The sequence below is a fragment of the Phreatobacter sp. genome (assembly GCF_030691135.1).
In the GTDB taxonomy this organism is placed as follows: domain Bacteria; phylum Pseudomonadota; class Alphaproteobacteria; order Rhizobiales; family Phreatobacteraceae; genus Phreatobacter.
Window position 1 is genome coordinate 1 of the sequence record NZ_JAUYFA010000018.1, and the last position, 21934, is coordinate 21934.

The following is a 21934-nucleotide window of genomic DNA, read 5'->3' on the forward strand; positions in this document are numbered from 1 at the left end:
GTCACCGCGAGCTGGTTGTCGGCGCCGCGGGCGCGCATCTGGTTGATGGCGCCCTGCAGGCGGTCGAGCACGTCCACAGCGATGCGCTGGAAGGCGCGGCCGTCCTCGGTGAGGGCCAGGGTGCGGTGGCGGCGCTCGAAAAGGGTGACGCCGAGATGCTCCTCCAGCGTCTTGATCTGGCGGCTCACGGCGGACTGGGTGAGGGCGAGTTCGTCGGCTGCACGGGTGAAGGAGAGAGTGCGGGCGGCAGCCTCGAAACCCTGGACGAAGCCCAGCGGGGGCAGATCATAGCGTTTGCGTGCCATGAGCAGAAATCATCCTGTGCGTGAGATTTGATCGTTTGTGCGATGCAGGAAGGGCCAGCAGATTAGACGAAGATCGGTGTCGATGTCGCGCCGTCCAACCGCCTTTCGCATGCCTTTCACTCATCCAACGAGGCCGCCATGGTCTGTCTCGACCGATCCGTTCGCGTCGCCCTCGTGCGGGGAGGCATCATCCGCCTTTCCGAGGCCGAGGGCTCCCGCATCCGCGCCCTCGCCGGAGCCCTGTGGATCACGCTGCAGGACGATCCCCGCGATATGTTGGTCGTGGCGGGGGAGGCCTTCGTCGTCGACCGCGGCGGGCTGACGCTGGTCTGCGCCATTGCCGGGCCGGCGATGCTGCAGATCGAGGCGGCGCCCGCGCCGGCCGGGGAAAGCCCCGTACCCGCCAGCCGGGCGGCCTGAGCCATGGGCGTGGCCGAACATGTGGCGCTCGCCGCCGGGCTCCTGACACTCCGCACGCTCGGCGCCGCGGAGGCGCCGCTCCTCGTCGCCCATATCGCGGCCCTGACGCCGGCCTCCCGACACAGCCGCTTCCTCGGCGGGGTCAATCGCATCACTGAGGCCGAGGCGCTGCGTCTTATCGCTGGCCCCGGCGTGTTCGCGCTGGCGGGGCTGGTCGAGACCGGCGGCGAGATGATGATGGTGGGTGAGGCGGTCTGCGCCTTCGGCAGTAATGGCCGCGCCGAATTCGCGCTGTCGGTGGCCGATGCCTGGCAGGGACAGGGCATCGGCCGGGCGCTGGTCGCGAGCCTTGCCCGCCGTGCCGTGCCGCGGGCTCGCTTTCTCCACGGCGAGGTGCTCCAGGGCAACCGACGCATGCTGGCGCTGGCGGAGCGTGCCGGCTTCTCCGCGGGGTTCTCGCGCAATGATCCCCGTCTCGTCGCGCTGTCGCGACCGCTCGGCACCGCTGTCGCCACGGGTTACGCGCTGCACCAGGTGGCATGATGCTCCCCGCTTGACAGCGTTGCTCCGCCGCCCTAACGCTTAACTCTATGGTTAAGCATCAGGCGTTGCCGCTCAATCGCACCTTCCAGGCTCTTGCCGATCCGACGCGGCGCGCGCTGCTGGCCCAACTCGCCTCCACCGACGAGATGTCGGTCAGCGATCTCGCCCGGCCCTTCACCATGTCGCTGCCGGCGGTGATGAAGCATCTCGACGTGCTGGCGGATGCCGACCTCGTCACCCGCACCAAGGCGGGGCGGACCGTGCTCTGCCGGCTGAACGCCGCTCCGATGGAGGAGGCGGTGAACTGGCTCGCCCACTACCAGATCTTCTGGACCGGCCGGCTCGACCGGTTGCAAGCCTTCCTGGAGGAAGAGACATGTCCGCCCAGTCCCGACCCATCTACAGCACCGGCGGCGGCGCCATCGCCGCAGCCAAGCCGAGCCTTACCCTCCGGCGATGGTTCAACGCCGCGCCCGCCCGTGTCTACGCGGCGTGGACGGACCCCGAAAAACTAGCGCAATGGTGGGGGCCGGGCACGCCGGACGACATGATCGTCGCCGACATGGACGTCCGCGTCGGCGGCGACTTCCGCATCGGCTTCGCCTATGCGGGCGAGCGTCACGACGTCCACGGCACCTATCAGGAGGTGGTCCCGGGCGAGACGCTGGTCTTTTCCTGGTTCTGGAAGTCGACGCCGGAACGGGTGTCCCGGGTGACCGTCCGCTGCCGGCCCGACGGCGAGGGCTGCATGCTCACCCTCATCCATGAACAATTCTTCGACGAGGCGGCCCGCCTCAGCCATACGCGTGGCTGGACCGCCTCGCTCAACAAGCTGGAAGCCTATTTCTCAAGGGAGCGCTGACCCATGGACAAGCCGATGGCGGGCCGGATGCGCCTCTACTACGACTGCACGATGATGCCGCGGAAGACCTGTTTCGTCGCCCGGCACATCGATGCCCCGGTTGACTTCGTCCGGGTCCATCTGGGCAAGGGTGAGAATCGCGCGCCGGCCTTCCGGGCGCTCAATCCCAATGGCAAGGTGCCCGTGCTTGTCGACGGCGACGTGACCCTGTGGGAATCCGACGCGATCATGGTCCATATCGCGAACCGCGTCGGGTCGGACATCTGGCCGGCCGCTCCGCGCGACCAGGTCGAGGTGCTGCGCTGGCTGAGCTGGGCGGCTCACGAGTTCAATCCGCAGGCCGGCACCCTCTATTTCGAGCACGTCATCCGGAGCGATTTCGGCCTGGGTCTGGTCGACGTTGCCGTCGAAGCCGCTGCGCTGAAACGTGTCCGCAAGGGCCTGGCTGTGCTGGAGGCCCATCTCGCCGACCGTGACATGCTGGTCGGCTCCGGCCTGACCGTGGCCGACGTCGCCGTGGCCATCACCTTTCCCTACGCAGACAGGGCGGGGATACCGCTGGCGGATTTCCCGGCGGTGGAGCGCTGGCACGAGCGGCTGGCGCAGAACGATGCCTGGCTGGCGCCGTTCCCACCGGTTCCAGCCTCGGCGGCCTGATCGCATGCAACCGGAACGCGAAGTGGTTGCAGCGGGCTAGTAGGACCGCATTCCTGTCATTCTTGCCATTTTTCTGGCGGACAGGCCCGGACGGAAGCGTCACCCGCCGTAGCGGGTGCCGGCCTCCTCGGCGAAGGCGAATTCGCTGATGAGGCGGACGCCGCCGAGCCAGATCGCACTGATCTCGCCGTCGGCGTCGCGCATGCGGGTCGCGGCTTCGCCGGCCTGGCTGAAGCCCGGCGCGCGGGTGATCAGCCCGGCGTCGAGACCGGTGACGGTGATCTCGCTGACCTCTGCGAGCGGCGGGTTGAGCACCGGCGGCGAGGCGAGGACCTTGTCGCCGACGGGCACGAGATCGACGGCGCCCCAGAGCGTCCACCAGCGCCCCGCCCAGTCGGCGACCTCCTCCGTCGGCGGCCCATTCTTCTCGAAGGCCTTGAGGATATGGGCGATGCCGTCGACGAAGGCCTGGGCCGGGCCGTCGATGGCGTTGGTCAGGACCGAGACGGCGAGGTCCTGGGCAGGGAAGACCGCCGTCCGCGACAGCGTGCCGGCGAAGGAGCCGGAATGGCCGAACCAGTCCCAGCCGGCGACCGTGCCGGAGATGGTGCCAAGGCCATAGTAGCGCTCCAGCGTCGATTCGCCGTCGCGCCAGTGGCGCCGTGTCATGTCGCGGCGGGCGGCGGCGGAGAGCAGCGCCGCAGGCGAGGCGGGGGCGAGTTGAGAGAAGAAGCGCGCGAGGTCGGCGGCCGTGGAGACGAAGCCGGTGGCGCAGGCGAGGTCGGCGGTCGGGGCATTGCCGGGGATGACCAGCCGCTTGCCGAAGGGCAGGCGGGTCGAATGGCCCTTGGCCAGCGTGCCGGCGCTCATCAGCCCGATATCGGCATAGGTCTCGGTCAGGCCGGCCGGTGCCACGATCTCGCGCATGATCCAGTCGCGGTAGTGCTCGCCGGTCACCGCCTCGACGACGAGGCCGAGAATGCCATAGCCGTGGTTGGAATATTTGAAGCGCTGGCCGGCCGGCAGGGGCGGGGGCAGGGCCAGTTCCTCGCGCAGTTGCGCTGCGGTGAGGAAGGGCCTGAGGTCGCCGAAATAGCCGGCATCGGCGCCGTCGCGGACATAGCCGGCGCTGTGGGAGAGAAGCTGCTGCAGGGTCGCGGCGGCCGCCTCTTCGTGCAGGCCCTGGACGAAGGTGCCGGCGGCATCGTCGAGGCGCAGCAGGCCGCGATCCTTGAGCTTGAGGATGCCGGCGGCGGTGAAGGTCTTGGAATGGGAGGCGACGCGGAAGCGGTGGCGCGGGGTCAGCGCCTCGCCGGTGGACAGGTCGGCCGTGCCGAAAGCCTCCTCCAGCACGATCTCGCCCCGGTGGGCAACGGCGATGGAACAGCCGGGCTGGTCGACGTGCTGGACCTGAAAATCGATCCAGCGCGGCACGTAGTCGAGCGCAGCCCTCAGCCAGGCGTCCATGGTCCAACCCCCTTGCAATGCATGTCGGCCGGACTTTGGCACGGCGCTGCGACAGGGGGAAAGCGGGAGATCGCCGGATGGTGAAAGGGCGACCTCCCGGCGGGCCGGTCAGGCAGCGGCGAGCTTCTTCTCCACGACGCGCGCGTAGAAGGCGGCGGCATAGGGCAGCAGCTTGTCGTTGAAGTCGTAGGCGGGGTTGTGGACCTGGGCGGAATCGCCATTGCCGATGTTGATATAGGCGCCGGGCACCTTCTCCAGCATGAAGGAGAAGTCCTCCGAGCCCATGATGAGCGAGCGGTTGCGTTCGACATTGGCCTCGCCGGCGATCTCCGCGGCGACGTCGGCGGCAAAGGTCGCCTCGTCAGGCGTGTTGTGGAGGGGAGCGAAAATGAGGCGCCAGTCGACCTCGGCGGTGGCGCCGAAGCCGCTGGCGACGCCCTTTGCCATGCGCTTCATGTTGTCCTCGATCAGCTTGCCGATCTCGGGCTTGAAGAAGCGGGCCGTGCCGCGGATCCAGGCCGTGTCGGGCACGACATTGTAGGCGTCGCCGCCCTCGATCCGCGTCACCGAGATGACGCCCTGGTCGACGGCGCCGATATTGCGCGCAACGATGGACTGCAACGCCGTGACGATCTGGCAGGCGGTGAGCACCGGGTCGATGGAGTGCTCGGGATGGGCGCCGTGGGAGCCGCGGCCCTGCACCTTGATGTCGAAGAAGGCGCCGCCCGCCATCATCGGGCCGGGACGGATGGCGAACTTGCCGACGTCGAGTTTCGGCGAGTTGTGGAAGCCGAAGACGGTGTCGCAGGGAAAGCGGTCGAAGAGCCCGTCGGCGAGCATGGCGTTGGCGCCGCCGACGCCTTCCTCGGCCGGCTGGAAGATCAGCGTCACCGTGCCGTCGAAATTCCTGGTTTCGGCGAGATATTTGGCGGCCCCCAGCATGCTGGCGGTGTGGCCGTCATGGCCGCAGGCATGCATGCGGTTCTCGAATTTCGAGCGATAGGCGAGCTGGGTGATCTCGTGCATCGGCAGCGCGTCCATGTCGCAGCGCAGGCCGACGGAGCGGGGGGACGTGCCGACCTTCAGGCGGCCGACGACACCAGTCTTGCCGACATGGCGATGGACCTCGTAGCCCCAGCCCTCCAGCGCCCTGGCGACGATCTCGGAGGTGCGCGTCTCCTCGAAGCCGATTTCCGGATGGGCGTGGAAGTCGTGCCGCCAGGCGGTCATTTCAGGGGCGAGGGCGTAGATCTTGTCGGGGATCGGCATGGCAGGCTCTCAGGGGCTCGGAACGGTTCGGCAGGTGGCCAGGCTGCGACCATAACCGCGCTCGGTGCGGACGGCCATGCGGGCATTGCCGGTGCCGCCCGCGATCCTTGCGCGGCAGCCATGCCGGTCGGGCCACCCGATTGCATGGCGGCGGCCGCGCGGCCAAGGATGAGCCATTGCCATCGTCCATGTCCGAGACAGTCCTTCATGAACCCCTGTGATCTCTCCGCCGTCGAAGCGCGCCGCCTGATCGGTGCGAAGAAGCTTTCCGCCACCGAGCTCGTCGAGAGCTGTATCGCGCGCACCGACGCCGTCGACCCGGCTGTGAACTGCATGGTGGCGCGGGACGATGCCGCGGCGCGGGCCGCCGCCAAGGCTGCCGACGCGGCCGTGGCGCGTGGCGATGCTCTCGGCGCTCTCCACGGCCTGCCGGTGGGCGTGAAGGACCTGGAGAACACCAAGGGTCTCAGGACGACCTATGGCAGCCTGATCTTCAAGGATTTCGTGCCGGAGGAAGACCAGCTCATCGTCAAGTCCGTCAGGGATGCCGGCGCCATTGTCCTCGGTAAGACGAACACGCCGGAATGGGGCGCCGGCGCCAATACCCGCAATTCCGTCTACGGCGCGACCGGCAATCCCTTCGATCCCACCCGCTCCGCGGCCGGTTCCTCCGGCGGTTCCGGCGTCGCGCTTGCCTGCGGCATGGTGCCGATCGCCACGGGATCGGATACCGGCGGCTCGCTGCGCAATCCCGCCGCCTTCAACGGCATTGTCGGCTTCCGTCCGTCGCCGGGGCTCGTGCCGAGCGACAAGCGACCGCTCGGCTGGAACCCGCTCAGCGTGCTCGGGCCGATGGCCCGCACCGTGCCGGATCTCTGCCTGCTCCTCTCCGCCATGGTCTCGGACGATGCCTGCGATCCGCTGGCGACGACCATCCATGGCCGCACCGTGCGCCGGGCCGAGGACTTCGCCATGCCGGCGGAGATCGACCTTGCGGGACTGCGTGTCGCGGTGACGCCCGATTTCGGCTTCAGCCCCACCGAGAAACACATCCGTGCCGTCTTCGCCGAGAAGGTCGCGCTCTTCGGCCATCTCTTCGCCGGGGTCGACGAGGCGACGCCGGATTGCGCCGGCACGGACGAGACCTTCGAAGTGCTGCGGTCGGTCGCCTTCATGGCCGGCATGTATGAGCGGGTGCGCGACACGCCCGAGCTCGTCGGCCCCAATGTGCGTACCAATGTCGAGGAAGGCCTGACCTACTCGGCACTCGACGTGACGCGGGCGCTGAAGCAGCAGACTGTCCTCTACAAGAGCTGGCAGCGGTTTTTCGACCGCTATGACGTGATCCTGTCTCCCGCCGTGACGCTGAGCCCGCGGCCCTGGTCGGAACTCTACCCCGCCGAGATCGACGGCCAGCCGACGCGCAGCTATTTCCACTGGCTCGCCAATGCCTATGCAGTGACCAATGTCGGCCATCCCGCCCTGTCGCTGCCGGTGGGCCTCGACCACGCGGGCATGCCCTTTGGGCTGCAGATCGTCGGGCCGCGCGGTGGCGACGCCAAGGTGCTCGCCGTGGCGGCGGCGCTGGAGCGCGAACTGGCCGGCGATCCCAGGACCGCCCGTCCGGTTCCCGACCTCGTCAGGCTGGCGGCCGCGCCGCCGATCAGCGCCATGCCGGGTTTCCTCGGCTTCGACTGACGGGCCCGCGCGGGCCGGGATTGCAAGGCGCCCCGGACCGCGCCACGATGCCGCTGGCGTCGCCTGACCGTGGGTGCAGCCGCATGACGGGGGATCTGCATATGGGTATCGACAGACGCACGCTGCTGAAGGCGGCCGCCGTCTCGCTGGTAGCGTCGCCCGCTTTGGCGCAGGACTGGCGCGCCTCCACCATGCGGTTCATTCCGCAGGCGAATCTCTCGTCGCTTGACCCAATCTGGACGACGGCGACGGTCACCAACAATCACGGCTACTACGTCTACGACACGCTCTTCGGGGCGGATATGGCGTTCCAGCCGCAGCCGCAGATGGCCGAGGGCCACGAGGTGCTCGACAACGGGCTGCGCTGGCGCTTCAAGCTGCGTGCCGGCCTGAAGTTCCACGACGGCGAGGCGGTGCGCCCCGTCGATTGCATCACCTCCATCATGCGCTGGACACAGCGAGACCCGTTCGGCCAGTTGGTCGGAAGGGTCATCGACAGCTGGCAGGTGGTCGACGACCGCACGTTCGACCTGAAGCTGAAGCGGCCGTTCCCGCTGCTGCTGGACGCGCTCGGAAAGCCCGACACGCCGGCCTTCATCATGCCGGAGCGCCACGCCAAGACGGAAGCCACCCGGCAGGTCACCGAGATGATCGGTTCGGGCCCCTACCGCTTCGTCCCCGGCGAGTACAATTCCGGCAGCCGCGTGGTCTACGAGAAGTTCGACGGCTACGTGCCGCGCCAGGAGCCTTCGAGCCGCGGGGCAGGGGGCAAGATCGCCCATTTCCCGCGCATCGAATGGCACATCATGCCCGACACCTCCACCGCGGCGAACGCCATCATGCGCGGTGAGATGGACTGGTGGGAGCGCCCGCCGGCCGACCTGCAGCCGCTGCTCGCCCGTTCTCGTGACATCACGCGCGAGGTGACCGATCCGTCGGGCCGCCTCGCCATCATGCGCCTCAACCATCTCCAGGCCCCCTTCAACAACGTGAAGGTGCGCCAGGCCGTGCGGATGGCCGCGATGCAGGAAGACTACATGCGGGGGTCGCAGGGCAACGACACCTCCGCCTGGACGATCTGCCGGAGCCTCTGGCCGCAGGGCACGCCCTACTACAGCGGCGAGCAGGAAGACCTGATGCCGCAGTCGATCGACAAGGCCAAGGCGGCCCTCCAGGCTTCGGGCTATGCGGGTGAAAAGGTCGTCATCATCAACCCGACCGATTTTCCGGACATCGGCCCACTCGGGCAGGTGACCGCCGACATCCTGCAGAAGATCGGCATGAACGTGGAACTGGCCGAGACCGACTGGGGCACCGTCATCCAGCGCCGTGGCAACCGCGAGGCGACGGACAAGGGCGGCTGGAGCATCTTCCACACGACGGGTCCGGCTTCCGGCTGGGGCACGCCGGCGACATCGCTGCTGGTGCGCGGTCAGGCCGCGCGCGGCTGGTTCGGCTGGTGGGACAGCCCGAAGGCCGAGGCGCTGACCGAGGAATGGCTCTACGCACCGGACACGGCAGGACAGCAGAAGGCGGCACGCGAACTCGGCCGTCTGGCGCTCGAGGAGGTGGCGACGGTGCCGCTCGGCCAGTTCACCCTGCGCACGGCCTATCGCAAGACGCTGACCGGCATGCCGCAAGGCTCGGCGCCCTATCCCTGGAGCCTCAAGCGCGCCTGAGGCACCCGGCGCGCGGCCTCAGGACGCTGTCGCGTCGCGGGGCTTGTGGTCCGCCGCGGCCGGGGGCTCGTCCAGCGGGACGAAGGGCAGGTCGTGGGGATGAGCCGCGACCGTCGCCGGTCCCGGCCGCGTCGGTGTGGGGATCTCGCCGATGATGCCGCGGGCGATTTCCCTTTCACCCATGATGACCACGCCGGCGCCGAGGCCCTTCAGGTGCTCGACCTCCGCGTCGGAATGGGCACGGGCGATGACGATGAGGCCCGGATTGGCCGCCTTCGCGGTCTCGACGATCTGCCCGGCCTCGAAAGCACTGGGAATCGCGACGATCAGACGCTGGGCGCCGGCGATGTTGGCGCTGGCCAGGATGTCCTCCTGGACGGCGTTGCCCGTGATGGTCTCGACGCCCTCGTTGCGCAGGCGGGCCTGGGGCCGGGTGGCGTCCTCGATGACGAGATAGGGCACGCCCTTGGCGCGGAGGCCCTCGCCGACGAGGCTGCCGACCCGGCCGTAGCCGACCAGGATCGTATGCCCGGTGAGGCCGGTGCTCTGCGGTGTCTCGTCGTCCTCGACAGGGGCCGCCGTGGGTGGGGCCGCGGGAGCCTCTCGGCGGGCAGCCGGCTCGGGGGGATGGGCCGCTGTCAGATCGAACCGCCGCTTGAGCCAGCCGACGCCGGCGAAGACCGCCGGGTTCAGCATGATGGACAGGATGGCGCCGGCGAGGATCAGGTCGCGGCCTTCCGGCGGCAGGAGCTTCAGCCCGACGCCCAGCTCGGCGAGAATGAACGAGAACTCGCCGATCTGGGCCAGCGAGGCGGAGATCGTCAGGGCGGTTCCGGCGGGGTAGCGGAAGGCGACGACGATCAGGAAGGCGGCCAGCGACTTGCCAATGATGATGATGAACAGCGTCGCCAGGATCGGCCAGGTGGCGGTCAGCAGCGTCCAGGGGTTGAACAGCATGCCGACCGAGACGAAGAACAGCACCGAGAAGGCATCGCGCAACGGCAGCGATTCCTCCGCCGCGCGGTGGCTGAGCTCGGATTCGCTCATGATCATGCCGGCGAAGAAGGCGCCGAGCGCGAAGGACACCCCGAAGAGCTTGGCGGCACCGAAGGCGACGCCCAGCGCTATGGCGAGGACCGCGAGGCGGAACAGTTCGCGCGACCCGGTATGGGCGACGTAGCTCAGCAGCCAGGGGATGACCTTGCGGCCGAGCCCGAGCATCACCGCGACGAAACCGAGCACCTTCAGCAGTGTCACGAGGATGACGCCGCCGACGCCGAGGCCGAGCCATTGCACGAAGGGATCGCTCGCGGCACTCGTCTGGGGCGCCCCGCCCAGCACGCCCGCCAGCGCCGGCAGCAGGACCAGCGCCAGGACCATGGCAATGTCCTCTACAATAAGCCATCCGACCGCGATGCGGCCGCGTTCGGTCTCGATGATGCGGCGTTCCTGCAGCGCCCTGAGCAGGACCACGGTACTGGCGACCGACAGGGCGAGGCCGAAGACGATGCCGGCCCCAATCGGCCAGCCGAGCAGCCAGGCCAGCCCCATGCCCAAAAGAGTCGCCGTCGCCATCTGCACGACGGCGCCGGGCACCGCGATGGCGCGCACCGAGAGCAGGTCCTTGAGCGAGAAATGCAGGCCGACGCCGAACATCAGCAGGATGACGCCCATCTCGGCGAGTTCGGTGCCGAGCTTCTGGTCGGCGACGTATCCCGGCGTGTGCGGCCCGATGAGAATACCGGCGAGCAGGTAGCCGACGAGGGTCGGCAGTTTCAGCCGGTTGGCGATGAGACCGAAGATGAAGGCGAGCCCGAGACCAGCGACGATGGTGGCGATCAACGGGGTGTCGTGCGGCATCGGGCGGCCTTCATCCTCGAACATGATGGCAGGGAACCGGGCGGCGGGCGCCGGTCCAGTCATTATGGGGACTGCTCCCCGGCGAGACAACATTCCCCGCCGGGGAACCGGCCGAAATCACGTCGAAACGTGGGTCTAGATCCCCGAGGCGAGATAGCCGCCGTCGACGGCGATGACGGTGCCGGTGACGAAGCTGGCGGCCGGCGAGGCGAGGTAGACCGCGGCGCCCACCAGTTCCCGTGTCTGGCCCCAGCGCCCCATCGGCGTGCGGCGCAAGGCGTTCTCCTTGCGGTCGGCCGGCATCTTCGCCGCGTTCAGTTCGGTCATGAAGAAGCCCGGCGAGATGGCGTTGACCCTGACGCCCTGCGGCGCCCATTCGGCGGCGAGGGTCTGCGTCAGGCCGACGACGGCATGTTTGGTCATGGCATAGGGGCAGGCCTTGGGCCAGCCGCGATGCGCCGAGAGCGAGGCAATGTTGATGATGGCGCCGCTGCCGCGTTCGACCATGGCCCGGCCGAAGGTGGTGCAGGAAAAGAACACGCTGGTCTGGTTGGTGCGGAAGATCAGGTCGATCTCCGCGGGAGTGAAGTCGAGCGTCGGCTTGATGATCGTCGTGCCCTGGCACGGCACGAGAATGTCGACCGGTCCGAAATCGCGCGCGACGGTCTCGGCGAGGCGCGCCAGATCGCCTGCGTCGGTGACGTCGGCGACATAGCCCTTCGAGCCAGGATAGGCGGCGGCGAGGCGCGCGGTGGCCTCGTTCAGCTTGTCCGGGCTGCGGGCCGCGATGGCGACGCGGGCTCCGGCCTCGGCATAGCCGTGGGCGATCGCCTCGCCGATGCCGCTGGAGCCGCCGATGACGAGGGCATTGAGCCCGGCGAGAGACAGGGACGTGGAGGGCTGGCTCATCGCGCGGGCCTCCCGGAGAGGGCAACGGCGATAGGGGGGAGGCGCCGGGGCGTGCCGGCCGTAACGGTGGACATGGTCATTTCCTCTGCGGTCTTGGGCGGATGGCCGCTGGCGCCAAGGTGCTGGCAGGCCGGCGCCGATGCAAGGGGCTGCGCCCTTTCGTCAGGCGGGCATCAGGCTGCCGGACCCCCGGAAAGCCCTCGCCGAAAAGAGAAAAATATTTCGTGAGACGGCGGCCAGGCTGCGCTAAGAAGAGGAATTATTCTGTTTCCATGCGGGCGCGGACCCGGCGTCACACTCACACAAGGGGAAGACCATGGATGCCATCGACCGGAAGATCCTGACGTTCCTCCAGGACGACGCGACGATCTCGATCGCCGAGCTCGCCTCGCGCATCAACCTGTCGCAGACCCCCTGCTGGAAGCGGATCCAGAAGCTCGAGGCGGCGGGCTACATCATCAAGCGTGTCGCGCTGGTCTCGCCGGAGAAGCTCGGCCTCGGCCTGACGGTCTTCGTCTCAATCGAGACCTCCGATCATTCCCGCGAATGGCTGGCGCGTTTCGCCGAGACGGTGTCGGGCATGTCCGAGGTGATGGAGTTCTACCGGATGGCCGGCGATGTCGACTACATGCTGCGCGTGGTCGTCACCGACATGGCCGCCTATGACGCCTTCTACAAGCGGCTGATCGAGACCATCCCGCTGAAGAACGTCACCTCGCGCTTCGCCATGGAGCGGATCAAGTCGACCACGGCCTATGAAGTGCCGGTCGCGGCCAAGGGGTGACGAACCATTCGCGTCGTCTCGGCCGGCCTGGCCGCTTTCGCGAGGGGCGAATCCCCTCTTGGGCCCCTTTGCGCCGAGTCGCATGGGTCTTTGGTGCCGGCGTCGCGCCGGATCGGACTTCAGGCCGCATTGCCGACGATTCGGGGCCGCATCACAGGGAAACGAGCCCGATAGAGACCCCATTTGTGGGTTTTCGCTTTGATGAGGCCTTCCGGGGAAGGAACCGCCGCGCTATCGTCCGGCGACCCCGGCACGCCCCCTCCGGCCCGCGGCGCGGGTCGGGGCAATTAACGCCCTCACGCCGCCGTGACTGGTGAAAAGCCGAATATTTTCATAAACTTGAAGGCAAAATCGGCGGCCCTCATGTGGTTAAGGATCGCGTGTCCTTCCTGCAACAGTTCCTCCCAAAGCCTGCCGCGGACCCGCCCGGGGGCGTTCTTTCCATTGATCGCCGCGGGGGCATCGGTAATGGTGACTTGGCGACGAAGGGGGGCACCCCGGTCGCACCGCCCTTCCTGGGGTCGAACGGCAGTCAGCCACGACAGCAGAAAAGGCGGCCAAACGGGGAATTATCGGAACCAAAGCCGTCAAAGGCGAGGAACCAGGCTCCCTCAGGAGAAACATTTGGAGGTCTACACAATGAAGACGGTTAAGAGCCTTCTTCTCGGCGCCGCAGCGGGCTTCGTTGCCCTCACTGGCGCTCAGGCAGCTGATCTCCCGGGCAAGGCAGCTCCCGCCGAGTACGTTCGCATCTGCGACACCTACGGCGCTGGCTTCTTCTTCATCCCGGGCACCGACACCTGCCTTCGCATCGGCGGCTACGTCCGCATGGATGCCTACCTGACGCAGACGTTCGCGCCGGGCAACAACGCCTACACGACGCGTACCCGCCTGCTTCTGAACTTCGACGCCCGCTCGAACACCGAGTTCGGCCTCCTCCGCGCCTACGGCGAGTTCTTCGTCCAGCGCGGCCCGGCCAACAACGTCCTGCCCTTCGCTGTCGCCACCGGCGCCGGCGTCACCGGCCAGGCCTCGGCCGCCTACATGTCCCGCGCGTTCATCCAGTTCGCTGGCTTCACGTTCGGTAACTCGGCCTCGTTCTTCAACTTCTACCAGGGCGACGTCCAGTTCGTTGCTTCGTCGGGCGCCGCCATGGACCCGTCGCGCAACTCGACGAACCTCATCGCCTACACGGCGTCGTTCGGTTCGGGCTTCTCGGCCACGGTTTCGGTTGAGGATCCGCAGTTCCGCCGCATCGGTGCTCTGACGACCACCAGCGTTATCGCTGGCGTTCAGACTTTCACCGCTCCGGTCGCCGCCAACGGCGTCATCTACAACGGCAACGGCATCCCGGACGTCGTCGGTAACCTCCGCGTCGACCAGGGCTGGGGCTCCGCTCAGGTCATGGCAGCCTTCCACGAGGTCCGTTCGACCATCGGTGGTGTTGGTCGCTCGTCGACCGGTTGGGCTGTCGGCGGTGGCGTCCGTCTGAACCTCGACATGCTCGCCCGCGGCGACGTGCTCTGGCTGCAGGCTGTCTACACCGACGGTGCTCTCGCCTACGCCTTCACGAACGACAACTCGGACGGTCTGGTTCAGACCCGTCAGGCGGTCGGTACGGGTCTCCTGACCTCGACCTACGCTGATGGCGTTTCGAACGCTGCCGGCACCGGCATCGTGAAGTCCAAGGCCTGGTCCATCCACGGTGGTTTCCGCCACTTCTGGACCCCGGCTCTCCGCTCCGCCATCTGGGGTAAGTATGTCAGCGTCGACGCCCCCGGCGGCGCCGTTGCCATCGTCAACAACCTGAACGACTTCCGTTTCTGGCAGGTTGGCGTGAACACCATCTGGTCGCCGGTTCGTAACCTCGACCTCGGTGTCGAGGTCGTCTACCAGAACCTCTCCTCGCGCAACAACCTCAACGGTGGCGTTGCCAACGGCACCACCATCGGCACCCAGAACGCCTGGTCGGGCATGTTCCGCGTCCAGCGCAACTTCTGATCGGGTCCGGTCCCAGACCGGTTCCAGTCCAAAAGACCCCGGCGGGCAACCGCCGGGGTTCTTTTTTGTGTCCGCGTGACGGCGAAGAGGGATCGCGCCGTCCAGACCACCCGGCAAGGCGCTGCGGTCGTCGCGTTTGCGGCGGTGCGGGCGAGAGATTTGCTGCGGCGCCGGCTGATCGCATTGGTGCGGCCATCCTGCGCTGTGCGAGCCGATAGCCTCGCCACGCCAATGGCTTGACGTGAAGTCTTCAATCATTCCGACGGTTGTCGGTCATCCGTGCCTCTTGCGCGGCGCGTGGCCCGGCGGCATGCGAAACGCTATTCTGCAGCCTGGATTCGCGGCGACGTCGCACAGGCAGCGACGCGCGCGGCAACAGGAGAGCGAGCATGGTGACGATCCGCCGGGATGACACGATGCGGCGGGCGTACAGGCTCTTCCTCGGCCTCGCCGTGCTCGCCGGCCTCCTGGCTTCCGCCGGACCCGGTCCGGCCCGCGCCCAGACCTCCGCCGAACCCTATCAGCTCTCCCTGGTGCGCGAGGGCGACCTGGTCGCACTCGGTGGTTCGGTGCCGAGCGAAGCGGTGCGCGAGGCGGTGCTCGCGGCGATCCGTGCCGTTTCCGCCGACACCTCCGTGATCGACATGACGGCCGTGGCGGAAGGCGCGCCGGCCGGCTTCGTGCCTGCCGCGACCTTCGCGGCCGGGCTCGCCGCCCGCCTCCGGCCCGGAGCGGTGCTCCTGTCGGGGACCGACATCATGGTCGAGGGGCGGCCCGAGGGTCTCGCCGGGCAGGCCGCCGTCTCAGCCGCGCTCGCGGCCCTTCCGCAAGGCTTCCGCCTGCAGCGTCAGGCGCTGTCGCCGCCGCTCGTGCGGCCTTTCGCGCTGTCGCTGACCCGTGGCGGGGAGGGGCTGGTGCTGTCCGGTGTCGTCGCCGCTGCCGAGGAGAAGGTGGCGCTCGTCGCCTTCGCCGGTTCACTCGGGATCGGGCCCGTCACCGACCGCCTCGTCGTCGCCGCGGGCGCGCCCGACGGGTTCGACCGGCTGGCGGCGGCGCGTTTTGCCTTGACGCAGATGGCCCGCCTGACGACCGGCACCGCCTCCGTCGCCGACCGTGCGCTGACGCTGGAGGGCCAGGCCGCCGACCGTTCCGGCTTCGCCGCAGTCAATCTCGCCCTGCGCGCCGGGGCACTGCCGGCAGGTCTGACGCTTGCCGGCGCCACCATCGCCGCTCCTGTCATCTCGCCCTATGGCTGGTTCGCCGAGAAGGGACCGGAGGGGGTGCGCCTGCAGGGCTATGTGCCTTCCGAGGCTGCGCGGGCGGAGATCCGGGCCGCTGCCGAGGCCCTGTTCGCGCCGCTGGCATTGACCGAGGCGCAGGAACTGGCGGCCGGGGCGCCGCAAGGGTTCGTTCCGGCCGCCATCGCCGCCATGGGCCAGCTCGTCCTGCTGGAACGGGGTCGCGCGACGCTTTACGATTCCCGTCTGATCGTGACGGGGGAGGCCTCTTCGCTGACTTCCGCCGCGGCTGTCCGTGCCGCCATCGAGGGTTCGGCGCCCTTCGGCTTCACGGTGGCCCACATGATCGCCGCGCCCGCCATCGCCGCCCCCGCCACCGCCGCAACGGCGGTCGCTGCCCCCGCCGCCCCGCCATCGACTGCCGCCTGCATCGGGCAGATCACGCAGGAAATGGCTGCCGGCGGCATCGTGTTCCAGTTCGGCCGCGACGAGATGCGCCCGGAGAGCCAGGCGCGTCTCAGGCGCATCGCGGCGCTGATGGCGGCCTGCCCAACCGTGCGGTTTTCGGTGGAGGGTCATACCGATTCCGATGGAATCCCCGCCCAGAACGTCGATCTCAGCCATCGCCGTGCCCAGGCGGTGGTCGTTCTTCTGGTCCGCCAGGGGGTCGAGGCGAGCCGCCTTCTCTCCGAAGGGCACGGCGCGACACGACCGCTGGTGGCGAACGATTCGCCGGCCAACAAGGCGCGCAACCGCCGCATCGAGATCATCGCCCGCTGACGGTTCGGCCCCGGCTGCGGGTGCGGCGGATTTCCGCCGTTCCGTCCGATGCTTGCTTTTGCGCGGCTTCCGTTTGAAGCGGGCGCATCCATCCGCTAAAGGGACGCGACGTTTGAATTTTTGGGCCGCGCCCTCCGCGCCGCCTGCGAGACCTTCGAGGCTACCATGCACCGCTATCGCTCGAAAACCTGCGGCGAGCTGCGTTCGGCCCATGTGGGCGAGACTGTCCGCCTGTCAGGCTGGTGCCACCGCATCCGCGACCATGGCGGCATCCTCTTCGTCGACCTGCGCGACCATTACGGCATCACCCAGTGCCTGGCCGATCCGGATTCGCCGGCCTTCAAGGCGCTGGAAGGCTGCCGCGCCGAGTGGGTCATCCGCATCGACGGCCGCGTCAAGGCGCGCGACGAGGGGCTGAGGAACGGCAAGATCCCGACCGGCGACGTCGAGGTCTTCATCACCGAGCTCGAAGTGCTGGGCAAGGCCGACGAGCTGCCGCTGCAGGTCTTCGGCGAGCAGGACTATCCGGAGGAGACGCGGCTGAAATACCGCTTCCTCGACCTGCGCCGCGAGAAGCTGCACAAGAACATCATGACGCGCGGCGAGGTGGTGGATTCCATCCGCCGCCGCATGAAGGGGCAGGGCTTCTTCGAGTTCCAGACGCCGATCCTGACCGCGTCGAGCCCCGAGGGCGCGCGCGACTTCCTGGTGCCGAGCCGCATCCATCCCGGCAAGTTCTACGCCCTGCCGCAGGCGCCGCAGCAGTACAAGCAGCTCATCATGATGAGCGGCTTCGACCGCTACTTCCAGATCGCGCCCTGTTTCCGCGACGAGGACCCGCGCGCCGACCGGCTGCCGGGCGAATTCTACCAGCTCGACCTCGAAATGAGCTTCGTCGAGCAGGAGGACGTGTTCGCGGCTGTGGAACCGGTGATCCGCGGCGTCTTCGAGGATTTCGCCGGGGGCAAGCCGGTGACGAAAGAGTTCCCGCGGATCCCCTACGCCGAATCCATGCGCAAATACGGTTCCGACAAGCCGGACCTGCGCAATCCGCTGGTGATGCAGGACGTCTCCGAGCATTTCCGCGGGTCGGGCTTCAAGGTCTTCGCCCGCATGCTGGAGGACCCGAAGAACCAGGTCTGGGCGATCCCGGGGCCGACCGGCGGCTCGAGGGCCTTCTGCGACCGCATGAACGCCTGGGCGCAGGGCGAAGGCCAGCCGGGCCTCGGCTACATCATGTGGCGCGAGGGGGGCGAGGGCGCCGGCCCGCTCGCCAACAATATCGGCCCGGAGCGCACCGCGGCGGTCCGCGAGCAGCTCGGCCTGAAGGAGGGCGATGCCGCCTTCTTCGTCGCCGGCGACCCGGACAAGTTCGTGAAGTTCGCCGGCATGGCCCGGACGAAGGTCGGCGAGGAGCTCAACCTCATCGACAAGGACCGGTTCGAGCTCGCCTGGATCGTCGATTTCCCCTTCTACGAGTGGAACGAGGACGAGAAGAAGGTCGACTTCTCGCACAACCCCTTCTCCATGCCGCAGGGCGGCCTGGAGGCCCTGAAGACGCAGGAGCCGCTGTCGATCAAGGCGTTCCAGTACGACATCACCTGCAACGGCTACGAGATCGCCTCGGGCGGCATCCGCAACCATCGCCCCGAGGCCATGGTGAAGGCCTTCGAACTCGCCGGCTATGACGAAGCGACCGTCGTCGAGCGGTTTGGCGGCATGTATCGCGCCTTCCACTACGGCGCGCCGCCCCATGGCGGCATGGCGGCGGGCGTCGACCGCATCGTCATGCTGATCTGCGGCACGCAGAACCTGCGCGAGATCTCGCTGTTCCCGATGAACCAGCGCGCCGAGGACTTGTTGATGGGGGCGCCCAACGAGGCGAGCCCGAAACAGCTGCGCGAACTCTCCATCCGCATCGCCGTCGATCCGAAGAAGCCGTGATGGCGGGTGCGGGCGAGGGCGCCTTCGAGAGCCGTTTCGTCACGGCTCGCGACGGCCTGAAGCTCCATGCCCGTCTCTACGGTCGCCCGGCGCCCGGGCGGCTGCCGGTGCTCTGCCTGGCGGGTCTCGCCGGCCATTCCGGGGACTTCGACGTTCTCGCGCGCGCGCTCGCGCCCGTGCGGCAGGTGATCGCCCTCGACTATCGCGGCAGGGGTCTGTCGGCCTCAGATCCCGACTGGCGGAACTACGCCCTTCCGGTGGAACTCGAAGACCTCCTGACGGTGACGACGGCGCTCGGCCTCGCGCGCGCGGTCTTTATCGGTACCTCGCGCGGCGGGCTCCTCACCATGCTGACGAGCGCGGTACGACCCTCGCTCATCGCCGCCGCGATCCTTAACGACATAGGCCCGGTGATCGAGGGGGCGGGGCTGGCGCGGATCAAGAGCTATCTCGGGCGTCTGCCAACCCCGGCGACTCTCGACGAGGCGGTGGCGCTCCTGAAGAGCATCGGCCAGTCGCGCTTTCCTGTCCTCACGGACGCGGACTGGCGCGGCCAGGCGGCCAATATCTGGATGGAGCGGGACGGCCGGCTGATGGCCGCCTTCGATCCGGCGCTCACCAAGACCCTCGAGAGCGTCAGTTTCGACAGACCCATGCCGACGCTGTGGCCGCAATTCGACGGGCTGGTGGGTGTGCCCGTCATGGTCATCCGCGGCGAGCATTCCGACATCCTCAGTGCGGCGACCGTCGGCACCATGGCCGACCGTCGGCCGGATCTCGACGTGCTGACGGTTCAGGGCCAGGGCCACGCGCCCCTGCTGACAGACGGGCCGTCCATCGGCCGCATCCAGAGCTTCATCCGGCGCTCCGACCCGGAGTGAACCGCCGGACCCTTCATCCGGGGTTATGCCCTTCGCCGTCTTGGCAGTCCCGGGCCGGCACACTAAAGTCTCCGTCCCGGGGCTATCGCGACTGCGCAACTGTGAACATTCCAAATCTCCTGACCCTGCTGCGCATCCTGCTGGTGCCGGTGGTGGTATGGGCCATCTCCCAGGGGCAAATGGCCCTCGCCCTGGCCGCCTTCGTGATCGCGGGAATCACCGATGCGGTGGATGGCTATATCGCCAAGCATTTCGACCAGCAGACCGAACTGGGCGCCTATCTGGATCCGCTCGCTGACAAGACGCTGATCGTCTCGATCTATGTGTCGCTGGCGATTTTCGGCTTCATTCCGCCCTGGGTCGCGATCCTGGTCGTGTCGCGCGACATCATGATCGTCGGCGCCGTGGTGCTGTCGACCCTGATGGAGAGGCCACTGGCCATCCAGCCGCTAATGGTGTCGAAGGCCAATACGGTGGCGCAGATCGTCTTCGCCGCCCTGGTCCTTGCGGCCAAGGGTCTGGAGATCAATCTCGACTGGGCGATTGTCGTCTGCATGTGGGCCGTGGCGGTCCTCACCCTCGCCTCCGCCGCGGCCTATCTGGTCAGCTGGACGCGCCATATGTCCAATTGAGTCCGGTGGACGTAGACGCCGGGTCGTTTCGCCCCTTGAAAGCGGTCGCCCGCCTTGCGACGGTGCCGTTCCGGCGGCGTGCGCGCCGTATCGGCCGAGAAAGGTATCCCCCTTGACGCTGCAGAGACAGGTCGGCTTCTGGATCGGCGGGCTCGCCGTGCTGGCGCTGTCGCTCTACGTGCTGCGCGGCATTCTCCTGCCGTTCGTCGCGGGGCTGGCGCTGGCCTATTTCCTCGATCCCATCGTCAGCCGGCTGGCCGCGATCAAGGTCCCCCGTGCCATCGGCGCCCTGACGGTCATCGGCACCTTCGTCGTCATCTTCATCATGCTGACGGTCGTCATCGTCCCGATCCTCGCCAATCAGCTCACATCCTTCGTGGCGAGGCTGCCGAGCTATGTGGTCCAGTTGCAGGCGCTCGCCACGGAGCAGAACCGCGAATGGCTGCAGCGCCTGCTCGGCGACCAGCTGCCGGACGTCTCGCGCAGCGTCGCCGACATCGTCACCCAATCGACCGGGTGGATCGCCGGCTTCGTCCAGCAGAGCCTGTGGACGGGCGGGGCGACCTTCATCTACATTTTTGGCCTGTTCATTATCACGCCCGTCGTCGCCTTCTACCTTCTGAAGGACTGGCCGCGGATGATGGATAAGGTCGATTCGTGGCTGCCGTTGCAGCATCGCGAGACGATTCTCGGCCTGATGCGCGAGATGAATGTCGCCATGGCCGGGTTTGTCCGTGGACAAGCGACGGTCTGTTTCGTGCTCATGATCTTTTACGGCATGTCGCTCACGGGAGCGGGGCTCAATTTCGGCCTGCTGATCGGTCTGGGTACCGGCTTCCTCAGCTTCATCCCCTATGTTGGCTCGATCATCGGGCTGACCCTCGCCGTCGGCGTCGCCATCGTCCAGTTCTGGCCGGACTGGACCATGGTCCTGGTCATTCTCTCGATCTTCGCGATCGGCATCTTTTTCGAATCCTATGTGCTTTATCCCAATCTCGTCGGCGAATCTGTCGGCCTCCACCCCGTCTGGCTGATGTTCGCGCTGTTTTCCTTCGGTGCGCTGTTCGGGTTTGCCGGCCTGATGCTGGCGGTTCCGCTGGCGGCCTCGGTCGGCGTCTTGACGCGGTTCGCGATCAGGCAATACCTCGCCAGCCCGCTCTATACGGGGGTGGCGCGGTCGCGGCCGCATGAGGGTCCGGCCCGGCCGGAGAATTGAGATGGTTGCCACCGCCCCCCAGGCCGGGCCACGCCAGATGGCGCTGGATCTCGCCCTGCCCGAAAGCCTGTCACGGGACGATTTCCTCGCCGCGCCCTGCAACGTGACGGCGCTCGAACTCGTCGACTCCTGGCCGGACTGGCCGGCGCGGGTGATGGCGCTCGTCGGGCCGCCGGGGGCTGGGAAGAGCCATCTCGGTGCCATCTGGGCGGATCTTGCGGGCGCCCGGCGCCTCGCCGCACGGGATCTCGCAGGCACGGTCCCGGGCGATGCGCTGGCGACCGGCGCCCTGCTTCTGGAGGATGCGGGGCCGAAAACCTCCGAGGTCGCACTGTTTCACCTCCTCAACAGCGCCCGGGAGGAGGACGCCTTCGTCCTGATGACGGCCCGCGAGGCGCCGGTGTCATGGGGTGTCGGCCTGAAGGACCTCGCTTCGCGGCTGCGGGCCTTGCCGGCCGTGGCGCTCGCCGAGCCGGAGGACGGACTGCTGCGTTCCGTGCTCGTGAAACTCTTCGCCGACCGCCAGCTGGTGGTCGATGCCGAGGTGGTGGAATATCTCGCCCGCCGGATGGAGCGATCGCTCGACGCGGCGCGGCGGCTGGTCGCCGCGCTCGACCGCGAGGCGCTGGAAACCGGACGCAGGCTGACCCGGCCTCTCGCGGCCCAGGTTCTCGACCGCATCATGCAACCGAACCTGATCTGAGCCGTCGGCTCCCGTTCTCTCTTTGACGGCCGTCACAGTCACGTCATGATGGCAGGTAATGGGTGACGCAGTTCATCCTTGGGGGC

General features: G+C 67.9%; 20 protein-coding genes. 15 read left to right on the top strand and 5 right to left on the bottom strand.

The features are described from left to right. Positions 1 to 305, bottom strand: a 305-nt coding sequence (locus tag Q8O26_RS03085) for a LysR family transcriptional regulator (protein WP_305573365.1), incomplete at its 3' end; no start/stop codon positions are given. Positions 306 to 443: 138 nt separating this feature from the next. Here Q8O26_RS03085 and Q8O26_RS03090 point away from each other — a divergent pair. From Q8O26_RS03090 to Q8O26_RS03110, 5 genes are all read left to right on the top strand, one after another. Continuing rightward, positions 444 to 725, top strand: a complete 282-nt coding sequence (locus Q8O26_RS03090; RefSeq protein ID WP_305573367.1) for a DUF2917 domain-containing protein — start codon at positions 444 to 446, stop codon at positions 723 to 725. A gap of 3 nt (positions 726 to 728) precedes the next feature. Beyond that, complete coding sequence (locus Q8O26_RS03095) at positions 729 to 1268, top strand: GNAT family N-acetyltransferase (protein ID WP_305573369.1); 540 nt, start codon at positions 729 to 731, stop codon at positions 1266 to 1268. A gap of 65 nt (positions 1269 to 1333) precedes the next feature. After that, positions 1334 to 1783, top strand: a complete 450-nt coding sequence (locus Q8O26_RS03100) for a helix-turn-helix transcriptional regulator (protein WP_305573371.1) — start codon at positions 1334 to 1336, stop codon at positions 1781 to 1783. Continuing rightward, on the top strand, positions 1690 to 2130 hold the full coding sequence (locus Q8O26_RS03105) for an SRPBCC domain-containing protein (protein ID WP_305573409.1): 441 nt from the start codon (positions 1690 to 1692) through the stop codon (positions 2128 to 2130). The genes Q8O26_RS03100 and Q8O26_RS03105 overlap by 94 nt, the downstream gene beginning before the upstream one ends. Positions 2131 to 2133: 3 nt before the next feature. Continuing rightward, positions 2134 to 2787 (top strand): glutathione S-transferase family protein, encoded by a 654-nt coding sequence (locus Q8O26_RS03110; protein ID WP_305573373.1) that lies wholly within the window; start codon positions 2134 to 2136, stop codon positions 2785 to 2787. 99 nt (positions 2788 to 2886) lie between these two features. Here the strand turns inward: Q8O26_RS03110 and Q8O26_RS03115 are convergent, their stop codons facing one another. Both Q8O26_RS03115 and Q8O26_RS03120 read right to left on the bottom strand, forming a co-directional pair. Then, on the bottom strand, positions 2887 to 4254 hold the full coding sequence (locus tag Q8O26_RS03115) for a serine hydrolase (RefSeq protein ID WP_305573375.1): 1368 nt from the start codon (positions 4252 to 4254) through the stop codon (positions 2887 to 2889). Positions 4255 to 4362: 108 nt separating this feature from the next. After that, complete coding sequence (locus tag Q8O26_RS03120) at positions 4363 to 5523, bottom strand: M20 aminoacylase family protein (protein WP_305573376.1); 1161 nt, start codon at positions 5521 to 5523, stop codon at positions 4363 to 4365. Positions 5524 to 5730: 207 nt separating this feature from the next. On the opposite strand from Q8O26_RS03120, the gene Q8O26_RS03125 reads away from it, so the two are divergent. Together Q8O26_RS03125 and Q8O26_RS03130 are read left to right on the top strand one after the other, a co-directional pair. Beyond that, entirely contained in the window at positions 5731 to 7221 is a 1491-nt protein-coding gene (locus Q8O26_RS03125) for an amidase (RefSeq protein WP_305573378.1), read from the top strand. 101 nt (positions 7222 to 7322) lie between these two features. Next, positions 7323 to 8900 carry an ABC transporter substrate-binding protein gene (locus Q8O26_RS03130; protein ID WP_305573380.1) on the top strand — a complete coding sequence of 526 codons (1578 nt, stop codon included), beginning with the start codon at positions 7323 to 7325 and terminating at the stop codon, positions 8898 to 8900. Between the two features lie 18 nt (positions 8901 to 8918). Here the strand turns inward: Q8O26_RS03130 and ybaL are convergent, their stop codons facing one another. Both ybaL and Q8O26_RS03140 read right to left on the bottom strand, forming a co-directional pair. Further along, on the bottom strand, positions 8919 to 10760 hold the full coding sequence (gene ybaL / locus Q8O26_RS03135) for a YbaL family putative K(+) efflux transporter (protein WP_305573382.1): 1842 nt from the start codon (positions 10758 to 10760) through the stop codon (positions 8919 to 8921). Positions 10761 to 10895: 135 nt separating this feature from the next. Beyond that, positions 10896 to 11669, bottom strand: coding sequence for an SDR family NAD(P)-dependent oxidoreductase (locus Q8O26_RS03140; RefSeq protein ID WP_305573384.1), 774 nt, complete (start codon positions 11667 to 11669; stop codon positions 10896 to 10898). 316 nt (positions 11670 to 11985) lie between these two features. On the opposite strand from Q8O26_RS03140, the gene Q8O26_RS03145 reads away from it, so the two are divergent. From Q8O26_RS03145 to Q8O26_RS03180, 8 genes are all read left to right on the top strand, one after another. Next, entirely contained in the window at positions 11986 to 12453 is a 468-nt protein-coding gene (locus tag Q8O26_RS03145) for an Lrp/AsnC family transcriptional regulator (RefSeq protein ID WP_305573386.1), read from the top strand. 639 nt (positions 12454 to 13092) lie between these two features. Beyond that, positions 13093 to 14454: a porin gene (locus Q8O26_RS03150; RefSeq protein ID WP_305573388.1), complete on the top strand. Its 1362-nt coding sequence runs from the start codon at positions 13093 to 13095 to the stop codon at positions 14452 to 14454. A 389-nt stretch (positions 14455 to 14843) separates the two neighbouring features. Next, entirely contained in the window at positions 14844 to 16472 is a 1629-nt protein-coding gene (locus Q8O26_RS03155; RefSeq protein WP_305573390.1) for an OmpA family protein, read from the top strand. A 165-nt stretch (positions 16473 to 16637) separates the two neighbouring features. After that, positions 16638 to 18416, top strand: coding sequence for an aspartate--tRNA ligase (gene aspS, locus Q8O26_RS03160; RefSeq protein ID WP_305573391.1), 1779 nt, complete (start codon positions 16638 to 16640; stop codon positions 18414 to 18416). Then, positions 18416 to 19297, top strand: a complete 882-nt coding sequence (locus Q8O26_RS03165; RefSeq protein ID WP_305573393.1) for an alpha/beta fold hydrolase — start codon at positions 18416 to 18418, stop codon at positions 19295 to 19297. Before aspS ends, Q8O26_RS03165 begins: the two co-directional genes overlap by 1 nt. Positions 19298 to 19398: 101 nt before the next feature. Then, a complete protein-coding gene (locus Q8O26_RS03170) occupies positions 19399 to 19929 on the top strand; it encodes a CDP-alcohol phosphatidyltransferase family protein (protein WP_305573395.1) in 531 nt (176 codons plus the stop codon). A 112-nt stretch (positions 19930 to 20041) separates the two neighbouring features. Continuing rightward, positions 20042 to 21145: an AI-2E family transporter gene (locus tag Q8O26_RS03175; protein ID WP_305573397.1), complete on the top strand. Its 1104-nt coding sequence runs from the start codon at positions 20042 to 20044 to the stop codon at positions 21143 to 21145. 1 nt (position 21146) lies between these two features. Beyond that, positions 21147 to 21848 carry a DnaA/Hda family protein gene (locus Q8O26_RS03180; protein WP_305573399.1) on the top strand — a complete coding sequence of 234 codons (702 nt, stop codon included), beginning with the start codon at positions 21147 to 21149 and terminating at the stop codon, positions 21846 to 21848. Positions 21849 to 21934 lie beyond the last annotated feature (86 nt).

Excerpts from the sequence above, each read along its gene's own strand:
- Q8O26_RS03090 (WP_305573367.1), top strand. The coding sequence starts at position 444 with ATGGTCTGTCTCGACCGATCCGTTCGCGTCGCCCTCGTGCGGGGAGGC.
- Q8O26_RS03095 (WP_305573369.1), top strand. The coding sequence starts at position 729 with ATGGGCGTGGCCGAACATGTGGCGCTCGCCGCCGGGCTCCTGACACTC.
- Q8O26_RS03110 (WP_305573373.1), top strand. The coding sequence starts at position 2,134 with ATGGACAAGCCGATGGCGGGCCGGATGCGCCTCTACTACGACTGCACG.
- Q8O26_RS03115 (WP_305573375.1), bottom strand. The coding sequence starts at position 4,254 with ATGGACGCCTGGCTGAGGGCTGCGCTCGACTACGTGCCGCGCTGGATC.
- Q8O26_RS03120 (WP_305573376.1), bottom strand. The coding sequence starts at position 5,523 with ATGCCGATCCCCGACAAGATCTACGCCCTCGCCCCTGAAATGACCGCC.
- Q8O26_RS03125 (WP_305573378.1), top strand. The coding sequence starts at position 5,731 with ATGAACCCCTGTGATCTCTCCGCCGTCGAAGCGCGCCGCCTGATCGGT.
- Q8O26_RS03130 (WP_305573380.1), top strand. The coding sequence starts at position 7,323 with ATGGGTATCGACAGACGCACGCTGCTGAAGGCGGCCGCCGTCTCGCTG.
- ybaL (WP_305573382.1), bottom strand. The coding sequence starts at position 10,760 with ATGCCGCACGACACCCCGTTGATCGCCACCATCGTCGCTGGTCTCGGG.
- Q8O26_RS03140 (WP_305573384.1), bottom strand. The coding sequence starts at position 11,669 with ATGAGCCAGCCCTCCACGTCCCTGTCTCTCGCCGGGCTCAATGCCCTC.
- Q8O26_RS03145 (WP_305573386.1), top strand. The coding sequence starts at position 11,986 with ATGGATGCCATCGACCGGAAGATCCTGACGTTCCTCCAGGACGACGCG.
- Q8O26_RS03150 (WP_305573388.1), top strand. The coding sequence starts at position 13,093 with ATGAAGACGGTTAAGAGCCTTCTTCTCGGCGCCGCAGCGGGCTTCGTT.
- Q8O26_RS03155 (WP_305573390.1), top strand. The coding sequence starts at position 14,844 with ATGGTGACGATCCGCCGGGATGACACGATGCGGCGGGCGTACAGGCTC.
- aspS (WP_305573391.1), top strand. The coding sequence starts at position 16,638 with ATGCACCGCTATCGCTCGAAAACCTGCGGCGAGCTGCGTTCGGCCCAT.
- Q8O26_RS03165 (WP_305573393.1), top strand. The coding sequence starts at position 18,416 with ATGGCGGGTGCGGGCGAGGGCGCCTTCGAGAGCCGTTTCGTCACGGCT.
- Q8O26_RS03180 (WP_305573399.1), top strand. The coding sequence starts at position 21,147 with ATGGTTGCCACCGCCCCCCAGGCCGGGCCACGCCAGATGGCGCTGGAT.